The organism is Treponema primitia, assembly GCF_046533075.1.
GTDB classification, from domain to species: domain Bacteria; phylum Spirochaetota; class Spirochaetia; order Treponematales; family Breznakiellaceae; genus Termitinema; species Termitinema primitia_B.
Genome location: NZ_JAJQRB010000072.1, coordinates 1 through 21,930, shown reverse-complemented (window position 1 = coordinate 21,930; position 21,930 = coordinate 1). Strand labels below are relative to the sequence as shown.

Genomic DNA, 21,930 nt, shown 5'->3' with positions numbered 1-21,930 from the left:
GAAAAATATTAATCCCAGGGATTGATCAGACTGAGCCCTTCCACTGCCGCAAAGTCCCGGGTGTTCCGGGTGAGCAGAGTCAGGCGATGGGTGAGCGTAGTGGCGGCTATAAGGGAGTCATTGGGGGACAGTGTTTGTTTTGCCTTGGCGCGAAGCCTTCCCCATTCCAGCATTACATCGGTATCCAGAGGGATAATGCGGTTTTCATTCACCCCCAGTATCTCATGGTAAAACCAGAAGGAAAGATCAGACTTCTTTTTCCCTTCCGGTAATTTCTTTATACCAAAGAAAATTTCTCCAACAGAGACAGCGCTGGTGAGAATATCATCTTCAGGGATATTTTCCAAAAACGCCCTAACCCTGGGATTGGGGTTTGACTTTTTCATTTCGGATAAAACATTGGTATCCAGAAGATATTTCACAGATCAATATCCCGCCATACTTCCGCCTTGCGATCCGGTAGTTCAAGCTCCACCTCCGGATGAGGGCAGTTCATTAATGCCTCAATAAGGCTTGGTTTTTTCCCCATAAGACCCCGGTATTCTTCCATGGAAAGGATAACCGCCGTTTCTTCACCCCGGACCGTGATAATCTGAGGTAACTTGGCAGCCGATTTGATTACTTCGCTGAATTTCGCCTTTGCTTCCTGTAATTGCCAGGTATTGCTTTTAAGTTGTGTGGTCATATACGTATCTCCATGACTAGTCTGTCTAGTCAGAATATAGCATGGCTCAACGGAAAATGCAAGTAGACACAAGAATGAAGAGGAAAAAACCGCAAAGGAGCAGAAGGCGAAAAAGAAGAGGGAAAGTGAACATTTTTCCTCTTCCTTTTTCGCCTTCTGCTCCTTTGCGGTTGGATTTTCTTCAAAAATAGTAAGAAACGTCCATTAATTAGTCCGTGTGGTCCGTGGTTATTCTTAATTTGCTCAGCCGTTTACAGGCCTCTTCCACATCGGTCCGGTGTCCGAAGGCGGAGAAGCGTATGAAGGACTGGCCTGCGGGGCCGAAACCGGCGCCGGGGGTGGTGACCACTTGGCATTTTTCCAGGATTTCCGCAAAGACTTCCCAGCTGTCCCGGCCGGGGAAACGCGCCCAGATGTAGGGGGAGTTGTCACCGCCCACACAGGTGATGTCCAGTTCCCGGAGAGCCTGCCGGATGAGTTTGGCGTTGCCCAGGTAGAAATCGCAGAGTTCCCGTATTTCCTTGAGACCCTCGCTTTCCAGAGCGACGAGCCCCCCGGCCTGGGCGATATTGGAGGCGCCGTTAAAGATGGTGGTACAGATCCGGTTCCAGTCGGCGTTGACCTTTTCCCCCGAGGCATAACTTAGCTCCAGGGGAACCACGGTCCAGCCCAGGCGTACCCCGGTAAAGCCCGCGGGCTTGGAAAATGAATTAACTTCAATGGCACAGGTCCGGGCCCCCGCAATTTCATAGATCGACTTGGGGAGCGCCGGGTCCCGGATGTATTCGGCGTAGGCCGCATCGTAGATGATCACCGACCCTTTCCGCAGGGCCGCCGCCACCAGGGCGCCAAGCTGTTCCCGGTTAGCCACCGCGCCGGTGGGGTTGTTTGGGGAGCAGAAGTAAAAGAGCCCGTTTTCAGGGATCAGGGAAAGGTCGGGGAAATAGTCATTCTCCGCAGTACAGGGGAGGTAGCTGATCCCCCCATAGCCCGTACCGGCCCAGGCTCCGGCAGCGCCGATAAGCACCGACCCGTCCACATAAACCGGGTAGGAGGGGTCCTGAACCGCCACGGGGATTCCCGCGCCAAAGAGGAGCTGGAGTCTGCCTATGTCGCATTTGGCCCCGTCGGAAATGAACACCTCCTCGCTTTTCACCTTCCCCTGGTATATCACCTCCGCGATTTTCTCCCGCAGACCGGTAAGGCCCTGTTCATCCCCGTACCCCGAATAGCCCTCCGCCGTGCTCAGCCGCTTGGCTCCGTTAACCAGCCCTGCGTCGATATGGGGCAGTATGGGTTCGGTAGTATTCCCCACACCTAAACTGATAATATTCGCTTCAGGGTGTGCCGCCGCATATTCCCTCCGCCGTTTAGCAATCTCCGGGAAAAGATACCCCGCCTTTATGTTAGCAATACTGGGATTCCGCTTTATCATTGTTTTCTCCTAAAAGGTGCCAGGCACCGTTTGAGTATACGTCCGGCGTTTTTGGGTTGTCAAGCAACTGGGGATACCAGCCCCGCTTCCTTTGTATTCCTTAAACAAAAATATTTTGTTATAATCCTGCCATAGGGTAAAGCGATGATTCTTGCATAGGGGCAAAAAAGTGAAAGGGATACATGTCTTATCTGCGGCTCTTGTGTTTGCCGCCCTTTGTGCAGTTGCAGGCTGCGCCGGTACACCGGCGGTCTCGGGCCTGATGAGCCTTGACGAAGCCATGGCCGGCGCCGCTGCGGTAGTGGAGGGAAAGGTTGAGGGAGGCGCGGAAATAGTGGTTTCCAAAATTGACTCCCAGTTGCCCGCCCTATCGGACTTTTTGAACGCCGAGTTAAGCGACCGTTTTGGCGTAAACGGGAAGCTGACCGTTCTTGCCCGGGGCAAAGCGGCCGAAAGCGTGAACGTGGAGCAGAATTACCAGATGTCCGGGTTGGTGAGCGATGAATCGGCGGTGGGCATAGGGCACGATCTTGGCGCCAAGGTGGTGATAACCGGAACCTTTGAATTTTTTGGTAATTTTAGCCAACTGCGGATCAGGGCTATTGATGTTCTAACCAAGAAACTGGTGGCAACATACCCGGCGCGGATCAGCAATAACGATGCGGTTCTCGCTAGTATAACCAGTCCCCTGGCTGCCGCCAAACCAGCCGCTATCCAGGAAAACGCTCTGGAATACTTTAACCGGGGCAAGGATTTTTACGCCGCAGGTAACTATGATGAGGCAATAGCTGAATTGGATAAGGCCCTTGCCATTAATGCGAATTTAAGCGAGGCCTTTCTCTATCGCTGTAATGCGTATTACTGGAAGGGCGATAATGACCGGGCCATAGCGGACTATACCGCCGCATTGAAAATTAACCCGAACTATACCGATGCCTTAAATAATCGCGGCAATGCATATTACAACAAGCGCGATTATGACCGTGCCATAGCGGATTATACCGCCGCATTGAAAATTAACCCGAACTATACCGATGCCTTATATAATCGTGGTAATGTGTATAGAACCCAAGACGATTATAATAAAGCCATAGCGGACTATACCGCTGCCTTGAAAATTGATCCGAACTATGCCAATGCCTTACATAATCGCGGCGTTACGTATTATGAAAAGGGCGATTATGATAAGGCCATTGTGGACTTTACCGCTAGGCTCAAAATTAATCCGAACGATTCCGTTGTAGAATTCCTCCTTGAAATTATACGGGAGGAGCAGGAACCGGAGCATAGCTCCGAATGGTGGGATGAACCGTATGACTTTCAATAAAAAAAGATTATGACCGATCCATAGCGGATTATACCGCTTTTGCCTTTGTCCGTGTGATCTCTCTGCTCCCCCGCGCAGGAATGGTAGCTGCCGTCTACCCCCTCTTAAAGTCTTCCAGCGCAACCCTATCCAGGGTGGCAAACAGATCCTCTATCGTTTCCCTCCGCCGTATTTGCAAAACCGATCCGTCGGGCCGGAGCAGCAGTTCCCCGCAGCGGAGTTTGCCATTGTAGTTGAACCCCATGGCCCGGCCGTGAGCCCCGGCATCGTGGATCACCACAAAGTCTCCGGTCTCGATCTTCGGGAGCTGCCGCTGGACCGCAAACTTGTCGTTGTTCTCACAAAGACTGCCTACCACATCGTAGGTCTCCGTCAGGGGCGCAGTTTCCTTACCCGGGATGGTGATGTGGTGGTAAGCTCCGTAGAGGGCGGGCCGCATAAGGTCCGCCATGCAGGAATCCAGACCGATGTAGTTGCGGTAGATTTCCTTTTTATGGATAGCCCGGGTTACCAGCCAGCCGTAGGGACCGGTGATCGCCCGGGCCCATTCGGTGTGTATACCCAGCGGGTCAAGTCCGGCGGGAACGATGATTTCGTCGTAGGCTTTTTTGAGACCCCTGGTGAGGTACTCATAGTCGATAGCCTCCTGTTCCGGCTTGTAGGGTATCCCCGCGCCGCCTCCGAGGTTTACAAATTCCAATCTGATGCCGGTCTTAGCTTTGAGTTCCGCCGCCAGTTCAAAGAGTATGCGGCCGGTCTCAATGTGGTAATCCGCGTTCAGTTCGTTGGAGGCCACCATGGTGTGCAGGGCGAAGCGTTTTGCGCCCTTATCCCGGAGCAGGGGAAATCCGGCGAGTATTTGTTCCCGGGTAAAGCCGTACTTAGCCTCCTCGGGTTTCCCGATGATGGCGTTCCCCCCCTTGAGGGGCCCCGGGTTATAGCGGCAGGAAATGAGTTCCGGGATGCCCGCTGTTTTTTCCAGGTATTCGATATGGGAAAAATCGTCCAGGTTGATCACTGCTCCCAGATCCCGGGCGGCGGAATATTCCCGGGCCGGGGTCTCGTTGGAACTAAGCATCAGGTCTTCGCCCTTCATGCCTGCCATATCCGCCAGGATAAGCTCCGGGAGGCTCGCACAGTCCGCGCCTAAGCCTTCGTCGGCCAGGATTTTCAGGATAAAGGGGTTGGGCAGGGCCTTCACCGCGTAGTGTTCCTTATAGGAAGGAAATACGGAGAAGGCCTTTTTTACCGCCCGGACGTTCTCCCCTATGGCCTTTTCATCGTAGAGGTAAAAGGGGGTAGGGTAGCGTTTTGCCAGCTCATCAAGCTGGGGTCTTGTTAAGGGGAATCGTTTTTCACTCATGGTTTATTTTACCCTAAGGACGAAATAAGGTGAAGTACTTGCTCAGGATAAACGTATAGAATTCGGCGCAAACAAATTTTTAAGAAAACCGCAGAGATCTCAGAGGAGGCGCAGAGATCACAGAGATAATACAAAGGCAGCTAACAAAAACTCTGCGTTCTCTGTGTTAAATTCCTTCACTTATATCAAAAAATACTGGAATATAGATAGTAATGTTAATAAATATTTTAGAATCGATTCAAATGACGGTACAATAAAGTCCGGGAAATCCAAAAATCATACTAAGCATTTTCAATAAGACTCATATACTGATATTGAGCAAGGAGTAACGCAAAGCTCCGGTTAATTATAGGGGTTAATAATGAGTTTATCAAAACGGGTTTCCCTGCTGATTGTAATCCTGGTGTTTTTTGTTTCCCTTTGTATCGGCCTCATTTCTCTGGCGGTCGCTACCAGGGTGGTATTGGCGACTTCCGAAGACGCCATCAGGGCCGAAGCAAATCTGGGCGCTGAAATAGTATCCGCCATGATTGAGACCCAGCTTGATAGATTACAGGAACTGGCAAACCGCCGCCGGGTCCAGTCCCTGAATTGGGAAGACCAGGCAGAGGACCTTATCAATGAGATGGACCGGGTGGGTTATCTGGATATGGCCATCGTTACTCCCGATGGGATCGCCCATTATATAAAGGAGAAAACCACCGCCATGCTCGGCGACCGGGATTATATACAACGGGCCTTTCAGGGAGAAAAGGCTGTTTCCGATGTCATTGTCAGCCGGGTTATCAATAAGCCGGTGGTTATGTTTGCAGTCCCCATCTATGCGGGGGGCAATTTGGCGCCACTTGCAACGCAGTTTCCCGCGCAGGTTCTCATCAGCAGGCAGGATGGGACCTTTCTGGATACTATGACCAAAAGCATCGGCGTTTCCAACGATGGTTATGCCTTTATGATTAACCACAACGGGGTTATCATTGCACATCAGAATGTTGCCTATGTGGTAAACCAGGTTGCCCCGATAGAAGAGGCAAAGACTAACCCTTCACTGCTATCCCTGGGGAATGCGGTCCGGGAAATGATCAGCAGCAAACAGGGGTTCACCAGCTATACTGTTGACAAGCGTGGTATGGTGGCCGCCTATGCCCCGGTTGAGGGCTTGAACTGGATCATTGCGGCCACCGCCGCGCAAAACACTATTCTTAGCGGGGTTACTACCCTGCGGAATCTTCTTATTATCGTTGTGGCAATTTTCCTTGCCCTCGGGATTATCGCAGCTCTATTGATAGGTAAATCCGTTTCAAAACCCCTGGTTAAAATGATCCCAATTCTGGAAGATATGTCCAACGGGGACTTAACAAAAAAACTGGAAGTAAAATCAAAGGATGAGATCGGCGCTATGGCCGATAAATTCAATGCCTCCATCGGGAATCTCTCCGTCATGGTTTCGGGGACCAAGCAGGCGGCGGGGAAACTTGAAGTAATGGCCGACAATCTTTACAGTACCATGCGGCAAACCTCCGAAGCGGTCGGCTCTATCTCACAAAACATCTCCTCGATAAAGCAGAAAGCCATATCCCAGGCAGCGTCGGTGACCGAAACCCACGCCACCATAGGGGAAATAAAATCCCACACTGAAAAACTTAACGATTCTATCGAAAGCCAGAGCGTTGCGGTGGCGGAATCTTCCTCGGCTATCGAGGAAATGGTGGCCAACATCAAATCTGTTGCGGAGATTCTCAACAAAAATTCCGAATCCATGGAGGAGCTCCTCAAGGCTTCTGAAACCGGCACCGATGGTATCCAGCGGGTCTCGGAGGTGCTCAAAAAACTCGAGAATGATTCCGATGGCCTCCTGGAAGCCAGCTCCATGATTCAAAATATAGCCCAGCAGACCAACCTTCTGGCAATGAACGCCGCCGTCGAGTCGGCCCATGCGGGAAAGGCCGGGCTGGGTTTTGCGGTAGTTGCCGATGAGATACGGAAACTGGCGGTGAATTCATCTACCCAGGGCAAGTCAATTTCCGCTGTCCTCAATAACCTCAAGGATCAGATAAACCAGGCCGCCTTCCTGGCAGGCGAATCCCAGGAACGCTTCTCCCGGGTTTCGGAATTGCTGGATCAGGTCCGTAACCAGGAGGCGGTGATCAAAAACGCCATGGATGAACAGACCACGGGGAGTTCCCGGGTCCTGGAGGCCATTCACGAGATCAACGAGATTACCACCCAGGTAAAAAACGGTTCCGGCGAGATGATGCAGGCCAGCGCCGCCATCCTTGAAGAGATGGATCACCTCGCGGGGGCCACCGAGGAGACCAACTCCGAGGTGGACGGCATAGCGGGCAGTACGGACCGGATCAACAACGCGGTGAGCGCGCTTAACGTGATCACCGATGAAACCAAAGAAAGTATTTCCCGGCTCTCCCAGGATGTGGATAAATTTAAAGTTGCCCAATAGGGGAACGTAGGAGTGCCACCATTAGCCCGGTTTAGCAATAAGACCGGACTGGCGGTGGCGGCAATGGCGGGTTTGTGGTATAGTTAAAGCAATCCGGCAAAACCGGATTGCAGACATGGAGAATGGTATGGAAGCAGTAAAGGCGTATTATGACGGGCGGGTATTTACCCCCGAGGGACCGGTAAACCTGGCGAAGAATACCACGGTCATCATCTCTTTTTCAGAAGGGGAACGGGCCACGGACCTCCGGTCCGGGGAAAGTCCCTATCGCATTACCGCCGCAGAAAAACGCGTACGGGATGCTGCCGAATCGGACTATCTGAATACCTATGCTGAACGTCTGAACGCTGAGATGGTGGATGTGCTAGGTTATCAAAAGGACCTCTTTTGAAACGGGGTGAATTATACCGTGTATATCGGGGCGATAAACAAGACCCGAAAAACCAGCGGGTCTTTGTTATCGTCAGCCGGCAAACCCTCATCGACGCAGCCTTTTCGTCGGTGATATGCGCGCCGGTATATACCAATTTCGAGGGTAGGCTCACCCAGCTTGCGGTCGGCGTTGATGAGGGGCTAAAACATGAAAGCGCCGTTATGTGTGACGCCTTGGTAAGCATTCCAAAAACCCTGTTAACGAATTACGTGGGGAAACTTTCCCCCCGGAAACTGCATTTCCTCAACCAATGCCTTATAGCGGCATTGGAACTGGAAGAAGTTATCTAGTTTGAGTTTTAATCTTACCTAATTACACTCTTGCATATTTACCCCAAGTACCCTTTGGCCTTCAGTAATTCTGCGTTGAGTATGCCCCCTCCGGCGGCGCCGCGGACCGTGTTATGGGACACGGCGGCAAAGCGGAGATCAAACACATTGCAGGGCCGTATGCGCCCTACGGACACCGCCATGCCCTTGTCCGCTTCCCGGTCCTTCCGGGGCTGGGGCCGGTCCGGTTCTTCCCGGATGATGATAGGTTGTTTCGGCGCCATGGGCAGGTCCAGTTCCTGGGGCAGGGCTTTGAAGCTGGTCCAGATATGCTTAACCTCGTCAATGGACGGCTTCTTCGGGCCGAATTCCAGGCTGATGCAGGCGGTGTGGCCGTCGATAACCGGCACCCGGTTGCAGTGGGCGCTGATCTTAAGGCCCTGGGCGTTAACGATACTGTTTCCCTGAATCGTCCCAAGGATTTTCAGGGGTTCCTGTTCGGTCTTCTCTTCCTCGCCGCCGATATAGGGCACGATGTTGTCCACAATATCCAGGCTCGACACCCCGGGGTAGCCTGCGCCGGAAACTGCCTGGAGGGTACTCACGATGATACGCTCCACCGCATAACCAGCCTGAAGCAGGGCCCAGAGGGGGGTCATGTAACTCTGTATGGAACAGTTGGGCTTAACCGCGATAAAGCCCTTGTCCCAGCCCCTGTTTTTTTGCTGCAGGGGGATGATATCCGCATGATCCGGATTCACCTCGGCGATGAGCATGGGTATATCGCCGGTCCAGCGGTTGGCCGAAGCGTTGGACACCACGGGGATTCCCGCCGCAGCATAGCTTTCTTCCAGAGCCTTGATTTCATCTTTCCCCATTTCCAGGGCGGAAAACACAAACGCTAAGTCCCCCCGCTTCGCCGCCGCCATGGCTTTGGACACATCATTAGCGTCCTCCACGGTCAGGGTTGCAGCGGCGGGAGAATTCGTTCCGCCTAAATCACCCCGGGTGGCGTTCCAGCGTCCCCCCACGGCTTCGCGATAAACCTTGCCCGCGCTCCGGGGAGATGCCGCCACATAGCGTACCTCAAACCAGGGGTGCTTAGCCAACAATGCAATATACTGCTGCCCCACCATACCGGTGGCGCCTAATATCCCTACGGGAATCTTTTCCATAACACGCTCCTTTAAATCTGAAGAACATAACTGCAAATTAAAGAAGAAATTTTACCGCAAAGGCACAAAAGGCGAAGAAGAGGAGAAAATTAAAAAAGGGGGAAGGAAGCTTAGACGATATTACTAAGCAGACTTTTCCACTTTATCTTTCTTATTTTTTTCTTTCTTCCTTTTGCGACTTCTGTGCCTTTGCGGTTTTATTCTCTTCCAAATTCCTCTTATTTCAACTTAAACCCCAGCTGTTCAAGCACCGCTCTAAGGGGCGGTTCGCTGGACGGCGCCAGGGGGCCCAGGGGAAGCCGGGTCGGGCCAACGGGTATGCCGGCCCAGTTCATCGCCGCCTTTATAGGCGCCGGGTTCGTTTCGATGAAGGCGGTTTTGGCCAGGGACAGCAACTCATAATGCAGCCTCCTTCCTTCCTCAAAATTACCCTCCAGCAATGCTTTGGTCATGGCGGCAATCTTTTTGGGTATCAGGTTGGAGATAACCGAAATGACCCCATCCCCCCCCAGGGCAATCAAGGGCAGGGTGAGGCCGTCGTCCCCAGAGACCACCACAAAGGGATTTCCCGCAGCCTTTCTGGGAATCGATATTTCCCGGATAATGTCCCCCATCTGGTTGATATCCCCGGAAGCTTCCTTTACCCCGATAATGCCGGGTATTTCCGCCAGCCTTTTCATCAGCCCCACGGGAATATTCCTGCCGGTCCGGGATGCTATATTGTAGATCATCACCGGGATGCCCACCGCAGCGGCGGCCTCAAAGTGTTTGATAAGCCCCGAGTCGTTGGGTTTATTGTAGTAGGGGGTTACCACCAGGGCGGCGTCCGCTCCGTTTTCTTTCGCCCGTTTAACATACTCCGTCATATGTTTTGTAGAGTTGGAACCGGCGCCGATAATAACCGGGACCCGTCCCTTGATCTCCTCAATTGCTATCCTAATCAGCTTTTCCTCTTCTTCATCGTCCAGAGTCGGGGTTTCACCGGTGGTTCCCAGGGGCACCAGGCCGTTGATCCCTTCATCAATCTGAAAGTTGATGAGTTTCCTGAATCCCTCGTAATCCACATCCCCGTTTTCCTTCAAGGGGGTAACCAGGGCGGTAAAGGCCCCACGCAGCTTAGCGCAAAACTCTTGTTGGGATTGATCCATGGCTCGCTCCATCTTTGTAGGTTGTACGATACGTATGACCGTTAGGATATTATCCATAAAAGGGGGTGGTCAAACAAGGGCTTTTTGGGGGATGCCGCCTGTAACGCCTCCCGCCAACTTGGGGGATCAAAATCCAAGAAAATGTACAAAAAAACGCAAAAAATAATGCTCCATAATAATGCGTTTTCTTAGGCAGTACCATACATGGTGTGCGGGGAAAGTCCGTTGGCAGTTTGTCAAAATACCCCCGGTATGGTATACTAAATCTTAATGGAGAGAGGCATCGAACCGGAGGTTTGCATGGTGGGAACCGTCCACGGCGACCAACCCTTTGGGCGTATCTGGTAAAAAATGGAGGCAAAGCGATGGAAACGGTATATGCGGATATTACCCTGAAAAACTTGTATGATAGAATGAGCTATGAGCATGGGTATAGCAAAGATCCTGAAGTCCGGCAAATAACGGTAAGGGCACGGGTAGATACCGATGTTATGACTTTGGTTATTAACGAAGCAATCTGGCAAAAACTGGGGCTTAACAGCCGGTATCCCTGTACCGCTACCCTGGCAAAGGGCATACGGGCAAAGTGCGAAAAAACAGACGCGGTAGAGATGCATTGGAAAGACCGTTCGTCGGTTTTAGACGCCGTGATTGCGGACGTGGACGATGTGATCCTCGGCCGCCTCCCGCTCATGGATATGGATTTAATCGCCGATCCGGTAAGTCATGAACTGGTTGGCGCCCACGGCGACAAACCAATGCACTTTGACTATACCATCCTCTAGCGGAAGCCCACCTACTGGTTGCAAGCATCCTGCAAGATATCTTCCATCACATCGTCAATCGTAAACACCCCCGCCCGGGCGCCGCCTGCGGGTTTTCCGGGACCGGCGCATTTGACCAGCCATTCTGCGGCGCGTATGGCGCCTGCGGCCAGGCCGTCACGGTTGCGGGCGGTGTGGGTGATTTCGATGGTGTCCGCCGGGGAATCGAAGGCTATGGCGTGGGTTCCGGGCATGGAACCAAGGCGGAGGCTGGGGTAGTGGAGCTCGTCCGGCGCAGGGGGGCGGTTTAGGGTTTCCCAGACCGCCTTTTTTTTGCGGGTCATCACTGCGAGTACCTTTTCTACCAGGATCTTCGCGGTCCCCGAGGGGCTGTCAACTTTTTTGTTGTGATGGAACTCCCAGCCCCCTACATCGTACTCCGGGAAGGGGTCCGCCAGTTTTGCTGCGAAGGCGGCGATGCGGTAAAAAAGATTGACCCCCAAAGAATAGTTGGAGGACCAGCAGAAGGAACCTTTTTTTGATCCAACCAGATCCTCAATTTCCTTTAGGTGATCATACCAGCCCGTGGTGCCCGCCACCGTGGGGATGCCCATTCCTATCAAAGCCCGGATGTTTTCCACCGCCGTATCGGGGCGGGTAAATTCTATCGCCACATCCGCTGCTTGCAGCGAAGTTTCCGTAATGGTTGTATGCAGGGGCGCTCCGGAAACCGGCGGGGTTCCGGCGATAAAGGGATCCACCACCGCCACCACCTGATGTCCCCGTTCCAGGGCTGTCCGCTCCAGTATCCGGCCCATTTTGCCGTATCCGATAAGGGCTATTTTCATAATCTCTCTATCTCCTATATTTTCTTGTCCAGGGGTTCGAAAAAGCAGCTGTGCAGGGCGGTAACTACCTCTCCCGCCTGGATGTCGTCCACAATAAAACTAATGTTTACCTTGCTGGCCCCTTGGGAAACCATCTGAACCTGTATGCCTAAAAGGACGCAGACCCCAAAGGCCCGCTGGAGTATCTCCGAGGAACGGCGTACATCGCCAATAATAGTAACAATGGCCTTGCCTGTCTTTATTTCCACGCTGGAAATCTTGGATAGATCCTGTTTCAGTTTTCCCAGATCGTTAGCCGCATCCAGGGTCAGGGAGACCGAGACTTCGCTGGTGGCTACCATGTCCACAGACAGCTTGTGCTCCGCAAAGGTGGCAAACACCCCCGCCAGAAAACCATACTGCCCCACCATACGGGTCGACACTATATCTACCAGGGTAACATTTTTCCGGGAGGTGATGGCCCGGACAGGACCTGTTTTCTTATCTATGGTTCCGATAATCCTTGTGCCCGGGGCCGCAGGGTTGTAGGAATTCTTTACCCGCACCGGGGTTCCGGTCTTAATACAGGGCTGCATGGCCCGGGGGTGGAGCACCTGGGCGCCGAAGTAGGCCAGCTCCGCCGCTTCATCGTAGGTTACCGTTTCTACGGGCTTTGCGGCCTTGACGATCCGCGGGTCCGAGGTGAGTATCCCATCCACGTCCTTCCAGACCTGGACCTCCGCCGCGTTCATCGCCGAAGCGATCATGGTGGCGCTCAAATCGGATCCCCCCCGTCCCAGGGTGGTGATGCATCCCTGCCGGTCCTTGGCGATAAATCCCGTTATCACCGGCATTATACCCTTTTCAATCAGCGGGCGCAGTGCCTCGGGGATACGGTCCCAGCTTTCCTCATCAAGTTCTGCGGAGGTAAAATTGGAATCCGACAGAAACCCTGCGTGCCAGGCGTCTACGGCCAGGGCTTTAATGCCGATGGAATTGAAGTAGGCCGCGGTAATGCGTACCGAAAGCCGTTCTCCAAAGGAAACCAGATAGTCCCTGGTTTTGACCGTGAGTTCCCTAATAAGGGATATCCCCGTAAGGAGGGTCTGCAGTTCCGCTAAAAGGGGATCCACTTCCTCCAGGATCGCGGCTTCCAGGTTCAGTTCCTGTATGGTGTTCCGGTGCAGTTTTTCTACTTTATCTATCGAAACCACCCCTTCCCGCAGGGCCAGATCGGCGGCGGACAGGAGATGATCCGTGGTATCCCCCATGGCGGATAATACCAGGATCGGTTTTTCTGTGATTTGACTCTTTACAATCTCAGCCACATGGCGGATCCGTTCCGCGTTGGCTACGGAACTACCCCCGAATTTCATGACAATCATTACTGCTTACCTCCAGACTATCCAGACAAAGGCCGCCGCCGCTGCGGTGGTTATCAGGGTAAAGGGGATACCTATCTTGAGCCACTGGCTAAAGTTCAGGAGTACCCCTTGTTTCTTCAGTATTCCTACGGAAACGATGTTGGCGGAAGCGCCGAAGGGGGTAAGGTTGCCCCCAAGGCAGGAGCCGATCAAAAGGGCGAACATGTAGAGTTCCGGCTTGAGGGAAAGCTCCGCCGCCATCTTTGAAGCCACCGGAAGCATGACAATGATATAGGGTACGTTATCCACAAAGCCGGAGATGAGGATGGAGACCGCCAGGATGATAAAGAATCCCATTAAGACGCTCTCTTCCACAATGCTCGAAAGGAAGGCGGAAAAATCGTCCAGGAGCCCGACTTCGGCAACGGCGCCCACCACCACAAAGATGCCGATCAGGAAGAGCACCGTATCCCAGTCCAGGCCCTTTATCAGATCCCGGACCTTTTCGACGCTCTCCCGGCGGATAAACTTGTACCAGAGTATCCCCGCAATGCCCAGGATCATCACCAGGAGCCCCGATGCCAGGGAGATGCCCCCATAGATAAAGGAACAGGATGCAAGTCCCAGGATCATCAGGATGAGCAAAACCGAAGGAACAATGGTAAGGATCTTTTCCTGCTCGATCTCTACCTTTGTTCCGCCCTTTTTGGCAAAGGAGGCGTAGAAGAAGATCGCCCCGGCGATCATACCTATCTGGATGGCGAAAAATATGGAGGGTTTCCCCTCGAAGAAGAAGAACTCGTTAAAGCCGTAGCCGGAGTGATCCGCGAAGATCATCGAAGGGGGATCCCCTACCAGGGTGGCGGTTCCCTGAAGATTGGCCATCACCGCCAGGCCGACGATAAAGTAGGTGGGGTCCAGTTCCAGCTTTTTGCAGAGCGCCAGGGCAATGGGGGCCATCACCAGGACGGTGGCTACATTTTCCACAAAGGCGGAGATGATGCCGGTCATCATCAGGATGGCCACGATGGCGATACCCACATTGGGGGAATGGCTTACGATGGAATCGGCGATCACCGCGGGGACCCGGGAATAGATAAAGAGCTCGGCGATTATCAGGCTGCCCACAAAGATCATGAGCACCGTCCAGTTGACCAGTTCGCCCAGGGCCTGTCCCGGGCTTATCACCCCCAGGATGACCATGAGAAAGGCGGCCCCCAGGGAGCTGAAGGATTTTTTACCCGGAAAAATCACAATAAGGGCGTACATAACGATCGCGATGATAAGCACGATCCACTTAATGGGCATTGATAACTCCTCACCGATACTATACGCCGTCAAAGAACTGTTTCACAAGTACTTAAGATGCGCCCGCTTAGAAGTTCGAAAGGTATTCCAAAAGTTCTTTGATTTTTTTGGCCGCAACTTCATAATCAAAACGGCTAACCAGGGTATGGATCCTTTGGACCGGTTCGCGGATAGCAGGGATCTGATCTGCGGCAAGCTGTTCCAGCTCTTCTGCGATACCTTCGGCCTTGGCGCTGTCCGCCGCGGCGATAAGCTCAAGGAGCTTGTTGAGTTCCACTTCCAGGGGATTGCGGGCGCTGTTCTTTTCCGGAAGTCCAATGATGGCGTCAATTTTTTTGAGCAGAATGTCGGGCTTTATCGGTTTAACGATGTAGTCCTTTGCCCCGGCGTTAATTGCCGCGGTGATCATATCCGGATCGGCGTGGGATGTGACAAAAATGACGGGAATGTTTTTGTGTTTAGGGTTGGTTTTACGGTTTTCTTCCAGGAACTGAAATCCTGTCATGCCGGGCATTTCAATATCAAGCAGAATAAGATCCACCTGGACGTTCTCCATTAAACTCAGCGCCATTTTGGCGGTTTTGGCGAGCCGCACATCAAAATAATCCTGTAAAATAGCCCGCAGGGTGGTAAGATTTTCCGCCATATCATCGACCGCAAGAATGGTTTTTTGTTTTGTCATAATAATTCCTTTTTAATTAGCTTAGAGCGTATCTTCCAGAGTGGCAATCCTCTCCAGCGCCTCGTCGTAATCATAGGAATCAATTAATTGGCATATTCTTTTCAGAGCCGTATCAATTCCTTCGCCGCAGGTGACGCTTTCCAGTGACTTCGCTATCCTATCGGCATCTTCACCGGAGCAGTTTATACAGGCGGTCTTCAGGTGTTCAAGCTGTTCTTTGATAAATTCTGTAGAAGTCTCGGTTTTTTCAATTTTTGCCGCAGAATCCGTCCCCAGGGCGGTTTCCGAAAGGGCCTGGTAAAACCGGTCCATGGCCGTGCAGAAAAGGCCGGTTCCGGCGCGGCAGGTTTCGGCATCCCCGCTTTTGCCGGCCATTTCCAGCCTGTACGCCTGGTCGGCGAGGGTCTTTACCCCCAGGGAGGCAAAGACCCCCTTAACCGCATGGACCATTATAGCATAGTCCTTCCAATCTTCCTTCGCAAGATCCCCGGTAATGGTATCCCGGTAGTCCCTGAAGCCGTCATAAAACTGGCGGAGAGCCTTTAGGTACCCCTGTTGGTTATTTCCCACATGGGATAAGCCTTCGGTCAGATCCAGCCCTTCGATGCGGGAAAGCTCCGTTAAGAGGCGTTCATTTTCGCCGCATTCCGGGGCGGCGGGCCCGGCGTTATGGACCGCGTTGGGGACAAAGGCGATCTTTTCATGGGGGAGCCATTTGCCCAAAATCCGGTTCATCTCATAGCTCTCGATAGGTTTGGAGATAAAGTCCACCATCCCCGCGGCGAGGAAGGATTCCTTTGCCCCGGTAACGGCGTTGGCGCTCAGGGCGATAATGGGGATTTCGCCAAACCGGGCGTTTTCCCCGCCTGACTCCGCCAAAGCGCGGATATGGTGGGTGGTTTCAATACCGTCCATTTCGGGCATCATGTGATCCATGAACACAATGTCATACTGTTTCGCCTGAACCTTATCAATCGCTTCGAAGCCGCTTGCGGCGGTATCCGCATTGATGTTATGGGCGGCCAAAAAACCCAGAGCCACGGTGAGGTTTACCCGGTTATCGTCCACTACCAGAATTGATACGCCTTCCTTGGCAAGTACCCGCTGCTCAATGGCCCGGCGTTCGACCTTTTCGGGATCCCCGGGGACTAATGGCAGGGAAACGGTAAAAACAGAGCCCTTGCCGTATACGCTGGAAACCTCCAGGCGTCCCCCCATCATTTCCACCAGGGCCTTGGTAATGGAAAGTCCCAGGCCGGTACCCTGGATGCCCCGGTTTTTTTCACTATCAAGCTGCTGGAAGGCGCCGAAGAGTTTCCCGAAATCCTGATCTTTTATACCGATACCGGAATCTTCCACTATGATGGCGATGTATTCTTTCCCATCCGCGGAAGTTTTTTTAATGGACAGGGAAACATAGCCCTCCCGGGTGTACTTAATGGCGTTGCTTACGATATTGCCTATCACCTGGCGAAAACGCATTTCGTCCCCGTAGAGTACCGGGGGAAGTTCCGGATCAAAACCGCAGCGGAATTCCAGGTCCTTACTTACCGCCAGGAAACGGTTCATGGAGCTGATATGATCAAAGAGCGCCTCTAAGCTGAAATGGGCCGCCACCAATTCCATCTTTCCCGCTTCGATTTTGGAGAAATCCAGGATGTCGTTGATCAGGAGCAGCAGGGCTTTGGATGTTTTTTTGATGTCCTGAAAATAACCCTGCTGGATCGGATCGAGGTTATCGGTCCGCATAAGATCGCTCATGCCGATGATGGCATTCATGGGGGTGCGGATTTCATGGCTAATTGAGGCCAGGAAACCGCTTTTGGCCTGGTTGGCCCGTTCAGCAATATCCTTGGCCCGCTGGAGCTGCTCGTTAATGGTCTCTAACTTCTTCGTTTGGGAAATCATGATTAGGTGATTTTCCAGACGTTTAATCAGGAGGGCCGCGGAAAAGGGCTTAAAAATAAAGTCCACCGCCCCCAGGGTGAGGCCCTCCAACTCGCTGTTCGAGTCCGTACTGGCGGTGATAAATATGACCGGAATATCCTTAAAACGATTGTCGGCCTTGAGTTTTTTTATCGCATCGTAGCCGTTCATGCCGGGCATCTCGATATCCAGAAGTATCATGCCGGGGATGATCTTTTCCAGGATCTCAAAGAGTTTCTCTGCGGAGGGTATGGTAAAAACCTGATAATGATCCTTCAATATGTTTTTCCCCATGGTGAGGTTTGCCATATTGTCATCCACGATCATGATGATCTGCTTTTCAGTTTCCATGCCCGTCTTCTCCTATAGCCGTTGCCCGGAATATATAGAATATAATATTCCCAGGACCGATACAAGGGTCTTCAAAATATCAGGAAGGGTATACTTTTTAAGTCGTTGAAAGAGAAGAAGGTTCCATCAGGGTGACGCCAAATTCAACCGCACCAAGGGGCGGGGTATGGATAAGGTGTCACCCTTATGCTGAAGAAACTACTCCCCTACGGTCATTCTGTAATTTTAACCGTATGGCGTGAATTTCCCGCAGAGCCGCAGATTCCTGTATGGGCTGAGGGGCATCCAAAAATACAGGCGAAAAGGCGCCGGAAGCCTTCATGGTGTCGTACTCCGCAAGTTGGGTATTCGCCCGATGATTGATAAAATCCGCCCGTTCCTTGGGGGACATCCCCTTGGTCTCCTCATGGATTGCGGATCGAATCTCGTAAATTTCCCGAATCACAGAACTTTCATTCGTCTTCATATTCAATCACCTCATCAGGGGAATAGATCCCGATTTCATTATACTGTTCCAGCAGATTGATTGCCCGTACCATCTGGACGGTCTTGGCCTTAACGATATAATGTACTTGGCGGCAAGTTCCTCAACTTCCTCGCTGACCGGTAAAAGCTCAACATGGTAGACATCTATCAAGCCCATCATCTTGAGCCGCTTTTCCTCTCCCGCCCTGCTTAGCTCATCGATAACATACTTGGAGGCATAGGGCTTATATTTGCCCTCTTGAATCTCCTGAAACAGCTTTAGCACAGCGTTCTTTTTCTCCGGCGCATCATCCGCAAAGGGGAAGTTGAACATGGTCGTCTCAAGGTAGATTCGTGATATCCTCATACCTATATTATAACAGAAAATACTGAAAATTTGCAATCATCCGCATAGGGCTCAAAAAGGTACATGGCGCCTCCTAATCCGGAATTGCCGATACGGAAGCCTTGGCCCTTGTTTAGAAAGCGGTTTTCGTGTATTATTTATATATATAACAAAAGGAGATTTCCATGCTTCGAAATATTTCAATAGGCATACGAATTATTGCTATTATCATTATCCTGATTTTATCTATCGTTACCCTGATGGGTACGGTGTTTTTTATCGCCCAGGGGGTTAAGCAATCGGGGATTGCCGATGCGGAAGAAGTTATGCTGGTGGGGCAGAAGGAAAAGCTCAAACTCGGCACTCAGACCATGGCTATTGCGCTGGGTAAGGCGCTGGAGGGGGTAAGCGACCCCCAGGAACAGCACGATATCATCTACAAATATATCAAGGACTACCGTTTTGAAGAGGATAAGTCCGGTTATTATTATACCTACAAGGGGACGGTGATCTTCATGCACCCAACCCTGCCCCAGCGGGAGGGGGATGACCTGGCGAATACCGCGGATGTTAACGGGGTCTTCTATGTGCGGGATCTTTACGAAAATGCCCGGAAGGGAGGGGGTTTTGTTTCCTTTACCTTCCCCAAACCGGGTCTTAACGGCAATATGGAAAATGCTCCTAAGCTTGCCTATGTGGAGTATATCCCCGGCACGGATATCTGGCTTTCCACGGGTGTCTATATTGATAATATCAATGCCTATCAGACCCAAATGGAAGAACGTATGAGCGCCGACCTGAACGGTAAGATGCGCATACTTATCATCGGTTTCGGTGTTTTGCTGGTTATCATCCTGGGGCCCCTCTGTATCTTTACCCTGAAATCCATCACCAAGCCCCTGAAGGAGGCGGTAAAGGCGGCGGAACAACTGGCCGGGGGTAACCTGGATATTCAAATCAAGGCCGCCGGGCGGGACGAGATTACGGTGCTCGAGAATTCCTTTGTGCGCATGGCGGCAAACCTTAGGTCCAGCTTTTCTGCGGTACAGGCCAAGGAGGAGGAAGCCCTGGCTAAGGCGACGGAGGCTGAAAGGGCCACTGAAAAGATTTTGAAGATCGCCGTAAAGGTGGAACAGGCCGCCCACGATGTGGAAGATTCGGTGAGCAGCATTGCCCAGAGCGCCACCAAGGTAAAGAACGGCGGGGATGCACAGACCGGCCGGATCAACGAGATCCTCTCTTCGATGGAACAGCTTAGCGCCCACGTATTCCGTATCACCGACAGCGCCGGTACGGCAGCGGGGAAATCCGAAGAATCCAACAAGAAGGTCGAGGCCGGGGTGAGTATGGCCGAGGAATCCGGAAGCGCCATGCAACAGCTCCATTCCCTTACCGGTTCGCTGACCGAAAACATCAACCGTCTGGGCGCTCAGTCCAACACTATCGGCAGCATTATGAACGTAATTTCCGACATCGCCGACCAGATCAACCTCCTGGCCATGAACGCCTCCATCGAGGCCGCCCATGCCGGCGAGTCCGGACGAGGCTTCGCGGTGGTTGCGGGAGAGGTACGCAAGTTGGCGGAAAAAACTATGTCCGCCGCCAAGGAAGTGGACAGCTCCATTTCGGAAATGCAGAAACTGACCAAGACCAATATTTCCGGGATGGACAATGCGGTGGCTTCCATATCCCAGGTAACAAACCTTTCGGAAAAAACCGTGGATTCCCTGACCACGGCCCAAAAGATCGTCGAAGAGGCTATGCTCCAGGTTAAGTCTATCGCCCAGGCGGTGGAAGAGCAGTCATCCTTCAGTAATGCTATCACGGGGTTGGTTAACGATGTCAGCGGTATTACCAGGGAAAATAATATGATGGTTTCTAAGGTTGACAGCGAGCTCCAGTCGCTGCGGCATAAGTCTGAGGAATTGATGGAGTTGGTGACGGAGTTGCGGAGCTAAAGGGTTAGTAGGGTAGGGTATACAGGTTATTCGAAAAAACGCCGGTGGGGGAGGGGGAGCCACACCGCGGGATGCTTGTAGAGTCTGCTTCCGCAGCCCCGCTGCGCGGGTCTACTACAGCAGGGAATTCCAAATATCCCGCGATGTGGCTCCCCCTCCCCCACCGGCGCCTGTTCGTAAGGAATTGTTTAACCCTGCCCAACCCTCACTGCGCTTACTTGCGCTCACACAAATTTGGTGACAGGCGCCTTTGCGTTACCTGTCCCATAGACAACCGTTTCCCGCCAATCGAAGCCGCTTGCGCGGTATTTAAAGAGGCGGGAAACGGGGGACTAATGCCTGTCTGGTACCATGTGCCGTTGCATTAACTTTTCTGCCTCCGAAATTACTCGTATCCCGTTCCAAATTTGCTCCATGCTACGGTAGTTGTTTCTGTTGTAAAGCTAATTTTTTCTTGTTCTCCACCGATTACTGAGGCTACTTTTATAGGACCTCCGGAAGGGGAAGCAGTATTCCAAAACATAATATAGTAGTCACCCGTATCGGTCCAATCCCCGGTTACAATTCCACCACTTACGCCCATTAATTGAATGGTAATACTTGTATCAGAAATAGTACCAGTACCAGTGGCAACGTAATTAGGGTTTGAACCCAAATTAGTGGTAATAAGGACAGTCACTACTCCGGTTAGATCAATACCGGTAATGATTAGCTTGTTGGCATTCGTACCATCTTGTTTCACAAAAGTTAAACCATTAGTAAATGTAATAGAATCACCTGCTACTGTCCCTGTCCATGTGCTGCCGTCGGGAGGGGCATTGACAGTAAAATTAATCGTTACAGTATTACCTGTAACCGTATATGTCCCGCCTATAGGACCTTCTGATGAATGTATTCCGGAAAAAGTTGTGATATTATCAAATATTAAGGTAATAGTTTCATCTTCATCCGTATATTTCCATATTGTGCCGGTTAAATCGTCATTAACGACGAGTTCGGTATAATTAGCCGTCAATACTCCGCTGTCATCCCAGCCGCCTTTTACGGCAATGGCTTTAAGGGTGCTGGGAATGGTTACCGAAATAGGGGCAGTATAAGCCGTTCCGTTGCTTGCCGAGGGTGTTGAATTATCGGTGGTGTAATAGATTTTTGCGCCATCGGTTGTTGTTGCAAGGGTTACGGTTTGGGCTGCGCTGTATGCGCCGGTTCCGGGAGTTGCCGTTGGCGTTGCAACAGTATCAGGATCATCGTTGCCTGCGCCAGGACCACAACTCGAATAGACAAGACCGAATGCCAGCAACACTGCCAACACTCCCAATATAGAAAATCTATTCTTCTTCATATGAACTCCTTACGGTTTTATGTCCCGCCGACAAATTTGTTTATATTTAACCGTATAAGCGGATAACACCCGTATTAGGGTATCAATGCCGATACCAGCGGCCCCCAGGGGCGGGGTCAAAAAATTGCGTTTCTTGATGTTCCGCATTTTGGCGGTGGTAAGGGCGGTTTTACCCCCGGATGGTGTTGTTTTGCCTGAAAATGGAGATTTAACTATTGGGTACTTGACACTTTGTGTTTTAGCTAAAGTATAATGAGCCGTGAGCCGTGAGCCGTGAGCCGTGAGCCGTGAGCCGTGAGCCGTGAGC

Annotated in this window: 21 protein-coding genes; 6 read left to right on the top strand and 15 right to left on the bottom strand. The window is 52.0% G+C overall.

All coding sequences use genetic code 11. From position 1 onward, the window contains the following. Nucleotides 1-8: 8 nt before the first annotated feature. The 3 genes from LQZ19_RS15150 to LQZ19_RS15140 form a co-directional block, all read right to left on the bottom strand. Nucleotides 9-422, bottom strand: a complete 414-nt coding sequence (locus LQZ19_RS15150) for a type II toxin-antitoxin system VapC family toxin (protein WP_411048523.1) — start codon at nucleotides 420-422, stop codon at nucleotides 9-11. Beyond that, complete coding sequence (locus tag LQZ19_RS15145; RefSeq protein WP_411048522.1) at nucleotides 419-685, bottom strand: type II toxin-antitoxin system Phd/YefM family antitoxin; 267 nt, start codon at nucleotides 683-685, stop codon at nucleotides 419-421. The genes LQZ19_RS15150 and LQZ19_RS15145 overlap by 4 nt, the downstream gene beginning before the upstream one ends. 208 nt (nucleotides 686-893) lie before the next feature. Next, the gene (locus tag LQZ19_RS15140) at nucleotides 894-2,120 is read right to left on the bottom strand and encodes an LL-diaminopimelate aminotransferase (RefSeq protein ID WP_411048521.1); all 1,227 of its coding nucleotides are present in this window, start codon (nucleotides 2,118-2,120) and stop codon (nucleotides 894-896) included. A gap of 169 nt (nucleotides 2,121-2,289) precedes the next feature. Here LQZ19_RS15140 and LQZ19_RS15135 point away from each other — a divergent pair, with 169 nt between their 5' ends. Then, the gene (locus LQZ19_RS15135; protein WP_411048520.1) at nucleotides 2,290-3,447 is read left to right on the top strand and encodes a tetratricopeptide repeat protein; all 1,158 of its coding nucleotides are present in this window, start codon (nucleotides 2,290-2,292) and stop codon (nucleotides 3,445-3,447) included. A 94-nt stretch (nucleotides 3,448-3,541) separates the two neighbouring features. Here the strand turns inward: LQZ19_RS15135 and LQZ19_RS15130 are convergent, their stop codons facing one another. Next, on the bottom strand, nucleotides 3,542-4,810 hold the full coding sequence (locus tag LQZ19_RS15130) for a diaminopimelate decarboxylase (RefSeq protein ID WP_411048519.1): 1,269 nt from the start codon (nucleotides 4,808-4,810) through the stop codon (nucleotides 3,542-3,544). Nucleotides 4,811-5,171: 361 nt separating this feature from the next. Here LQZ19_RS15130 and LQZ19_RS15125 point away from each other — a divergent pair, with 361 nt between their 5' ends. The 3 genes from LQZ19_RS15125 to LQZ19_RS15115 all read left to right on the top strand — a co-directional run bounded on the left by LQZ19_RS15125 (nucleotide 5,172) and on the right by LQZ19_RS15115 (nucleotide 7,988). Next, the gene (locus LQZ19_RS15125; protein WP_411048518.1) at nucleotides 5,172-7,265 is read left to right on the top strand and encodes a methyl-accepting chemotaxis protein; all 2,094 of its coding nucleotides are present in this window, start codon (nucleotides 5,172-5,174) and stop codon (nucleotides 7,263-7,265) included. Nucleotides 7,266-7,392: 127 nt separating this feature from the next. After that, entirely contained in the window at nucleotides 7,393-7,656 is a 264-nt protein-coding gene (locus LQZ19_RS15120) for a hypothetical protein (protein WP_411048517.1), read from the top strand. Further along, nucleotides 7,653-7,988 (top strand): type II toxin-antitoxin system PemK/MazF family toxin, encoded by a 336-nt coding sequence (locus LQZ19_RS15115; RefSeq protein WP_411048516.1) that lies wholly within the window; start codon nucleotides 7,653-7,655, stop codon nucleotides 7,986-7,988. The genes LQZ19_RS15120 and LQZ19_RS15115 overlap by 4 nt, the downstream gene beginning before the upstream one ends. Nucleotides 7,989-8,026: 38 nt before the next feature. Here LQZ19_RS15115 and asd read toward each other — a convergent pair whose 3' ends face one another. After that, nucleotides 8,027-9,142 carry an aspartate-semialdehyde dehydrogenase gene (gene asd / locus LQZ19_RS15110; protein WP_411048515.1) on the bottom strand — a complete coding sequence of 372 codons (1,116 nt, stop codon included), beginning with the start codon at nucleotides 9,140-9,142 and terminating at the stop codon, nucleotides 8,027-8,029. A gap of 218 nt (nucleotides 9,143-9,360) precedes the next feature. Next, the gene (gene dapA / locus LQZ19_RS15105) at nucleotides 9,361-10,290 is read right to left on the bottom strand and encodes a 4-hydroxy-tetrahydrodipicolinate synthase (protein WP_411048514.1); all 930 of its coding nucleotides are present in this window, start codon (nucleotides 10,288-10,290) and stop codon (nucleotides 9,361-9,363) included. Between the two features lie 365 nt (nucleotides 10,291-10,655). Here dapA and LQZ19_RS15100 point away from each other — a divergent pair, with 365 nt between their 5' ends. Then, nucleotides 10,656-11,075: a hypothetical protein gene (locus LQZ19_RS15100; protein ID WP_411048513.1), complete on the top strand. Its 420-nt coding sequence runs from the start codon at nucleotides 10,656-10,658 to the stop codon at nucleotides 11,073-11,075. Between the two features lie 11 nt (nucleotides 11,076-11,086). Here LQZ19_RS15100 and dapB read toward each other — a convergent pair whose 3' ends face one another. From dapB to LQZ19_RS15065, 7 genes are all read right to left on the bottom strand, one after another. Continuing rightward, nucleotides 11,087-11,902: a 4-hydroxy-tetrahydrodipicolinate reductase gene (gene dapB, locus LQZ19_RS15095; protein ID WP_411048512.1), complete on the bottom strand. Its 816-nt coding sequence runs from the start codon at nucleotides 11,900-11,902 to the stop codon at nucleotides 11,087-11,089. A 14-nt stretch (nucleotides 11,903-11,916) separates the two neighbouring features. After that, nucleotides 11,917-13,266 (bottom strand): aspartate kinase, encoded by a 1,350-nt coding sequence (locus LQZ19_RS15090; RefSeq protein ID WP_411048511.1) that lies wholly within the window; start codon nucleotides 13,264-13,266, stop codon nucleotides 11,917-11,919. A gap of 6 nt (nucleotides 13,267-13,272) precedes the next feature. Continuing rightward, nucleotides 13,273-14,553, bottom strand: a complete 1,281-nt coding sequence (locus LQZ19_RS15085; protein ID WP_411048510.1) for an ArsB/NhaD family transporter — start codon at nucleotides 14,551-14,553, stop codon at nucleotides 13,273-13,275. Between the two features lie 67 nt (nucleotides 14,554-14,620). Beyond that, on the bottom strand, nucleotides 14,621-15,235 hold the full coding sequence (locus tag LQZ19_RS15080) for a response regulator (protein WP_411048509.1): 615 nt from the start codon (nucleotides 15,233-15,235) through the stop codon (nucleotides 14,621-14,623). A gap of 21 nt (nucleotides 15,236-15,256) precedes the next feature. Then, nucleotides 15,257-17,512, bottom strand: a complete 2,256-nt coding sequence (locus tag LQZ19_RS15075; RefSeq protein WP_411048508.1) for a response regulator — start codon at nucleotides 17,510-17,512, stop codon at nucleotides 15,257-15,259. Between the two features lie 184 nt (nucleotides 17,513-17,696). Then, entirely contained in the window at nucleotides 17,697-17,978 is a 282-nt protein-coding gene (locus LQZ19_RS15070; protein WP_411048507.1) for a hypothetical protein, read from the bottom strand. Nucleotides 17,979-17,984: 6 nt separating this feature from the next. Beyond that, nucleotides 17,985-18,344 (bottom strand): PIN domain-containing protein, encoded by a 360-nt coding sequence (locus LQZ19_RS15065; RefSeq protein WP_411048506.1) that lies wholly within the window; start codon nucleotides 18,342-18,344, stop codon nucleotides 17,985-17,987. A 164-nt stretch (nucleotides 18,345-18,508) separates the two neighbouring features. Here LQZ19_RS15065 and LQZ19_RS15060 point away from each other — a divergent pair, with 164 nt between their 5' ends. Next, the gene (locus LQZ19_RS15060) at nucleotides 18,509-20,281 is read left to right on the top strand and encodes a methyl-accepting chemotaxis protein (protein WP_411048505.1); all 1,773 of its coding nucleotides are present in this window, start codon (nucleotides 18,509-18,511) and stop codon (nucleotides 20,279-20,281) included. 385 nt (nucleotides 20,282-20,666) lie between these two features. Here LQZ19_RS15060 and LQZ19_RS15055 read toward each other — a convergent pair whose 3' ends face one another. Both LQZ19_RS15055 and LQZ19_RS15050 read right to left on the bottom strand, forming a co-directional pair. Further along, entirely contained in the window at nucleotides 20,667-21,623 is a 957-nt protein-coding gene (locus LQZ19_RS15055; protein WP_411048504.1) for a chitobiase/beta-hexosaminidase C-terminal domain-containing protein, read from the bottom strand. 9 nt (nucleotides 21,624-21,632) lie between these two features. Then, nucleotides 21,633-21,930: hypothetical protein (locus tag LQZ19_RS15050; RefSeq protein WP_411048503.1), on the bottom strand; the 298-nt coding region annotated here is incomplete at its 5' end.

What these genes read in the sequence shown, in the direction of transcription:
- LQZ19_RS15145 (WP_411048522.1), bottom strand. Translation starts at nt 685, where the DNA reads ATGACCACACAACTTAAAAGCAATACCTGGCAATTACAGGAAGCAAAG.
- LQZ19_RS15140 (WP_411048521.1), bottom strand. Translation starts at nt 2,120, where the DNA reads ATGATAAAGCGGAATCCCAGTATTGCTAACATAAAGGCGGGGTATCTT.
- LQZ19_RS15130 (WP_411048519.1), bottom strand. Translation starts at nt 4,810, where the DNA reads ATGAGTGAAAAACGATTCCCCTTAACAAGACCCCAGCTTGATGAGCTG.
- LQZ19_RS15125 (WP_411048518.1), top strand. Translation starts at nt 5,172, where the DNA reads ATGAGTTTATCAAAACGGGTTTCCCTGCTGATTGTAATCCTGGTGTTT.
- LQZ19_RS15120 (WP_411048517.1), top strand. Translation starts at nt 7,393, where the DNA reads ATGGAAGCAGTAAAGGCGTATTATGACGGGCGGGTATTTACCCCCGAG.
- asd (WP_411048515.1), bottom strand. Translation starts at nt 9,142, where the DNA reads ATGGAAAAGATTCCCGTAGGGATATTAGGCGCCACCGGTATGGTGGGG.
- dapA (WP_411048514.1), bottom strand. Translation starts at nt 10,290, where the DNA reads ATGGATCAATCCCAACAAGAGTTTTGCGCTAAGCTGCGTGGGGCCTTT.
- LQZ19_RS15100 (WP_411048513.1), top strand. Translation starts at nt 10,656, where the DNA reads ATGGAAACGGTATATGCGGATATTACCCTGAAAAACTTGTATGATAGA.
- dapB (WP_411048512.1), bottom strand. Translation starts at nt 11,902, where the DNA reads ATGAAAATAGCCCTTATCGGATACGGCAAAATGGGCCGGATACTGGAG.
- LQZ19_RS15090 (WP_411048511.1), bottom strand. Translation starts at nt 13,266, where the DNA reads ATGATTGTCATGAAATTCGGGGGTAGTTCCGTAGCCAACGCGGAACGG.
- LQZ19_RS15085 (WP_411048510.1), bottom strand. Translation starts at nt 14,553, where the DNA reads ATGCCCATTAAGTGGATCGTGCTTATCATCGCGATCGTTATGTACGCC.
- LQZ19_RS15080 (WP_411048509.1), bottom strand. Translation starts at nt 15,235, where the DNA reads ATGACAAAACAAAAAACCATTCTTGCGGTCGATGATATGGCGGAAAAT.
- LQZ19_RS15075 (WP_411048508.1), bottom strand. Translation starts at nt 17,512, where the DNA reads ATGGAAACTGAAAAGCAGATCATCATGATCGTGGATGACAATATGGCA.
- LQZ19_RS15070 (WP_411048507.1), bottom strand. Translation starts at nt 17,978, where the DNA reads ATGAAGACGAATGAAAGTTCTGTGATTCGGGAAATTTACGAGATTCGA.
- LQZ19_RS15065 (WP_411048506.1), bottom strand. Translation starts at nt 18,344, where the DNA reads ATGAGGATATCACGAATCTACCTTGAGACGACCATGTTCAACTTCCCC.
- LQZ19_RS15060 (WP_411048505.1), top strand. Translation starts at nt 18,509, where the DNA reads ATGCTTCGAAATATTTCAATAGGCATACGAATTATTGCTATTATCATT.
- LQZ19_RS15055 (WP_411048504.1), bottom strand. Translation starts at nt 21,623, where the DNA reads ATGAAGAAGAATAGATTTTCTATATTGGGAGTGTTGGCAGTGTTGCTG.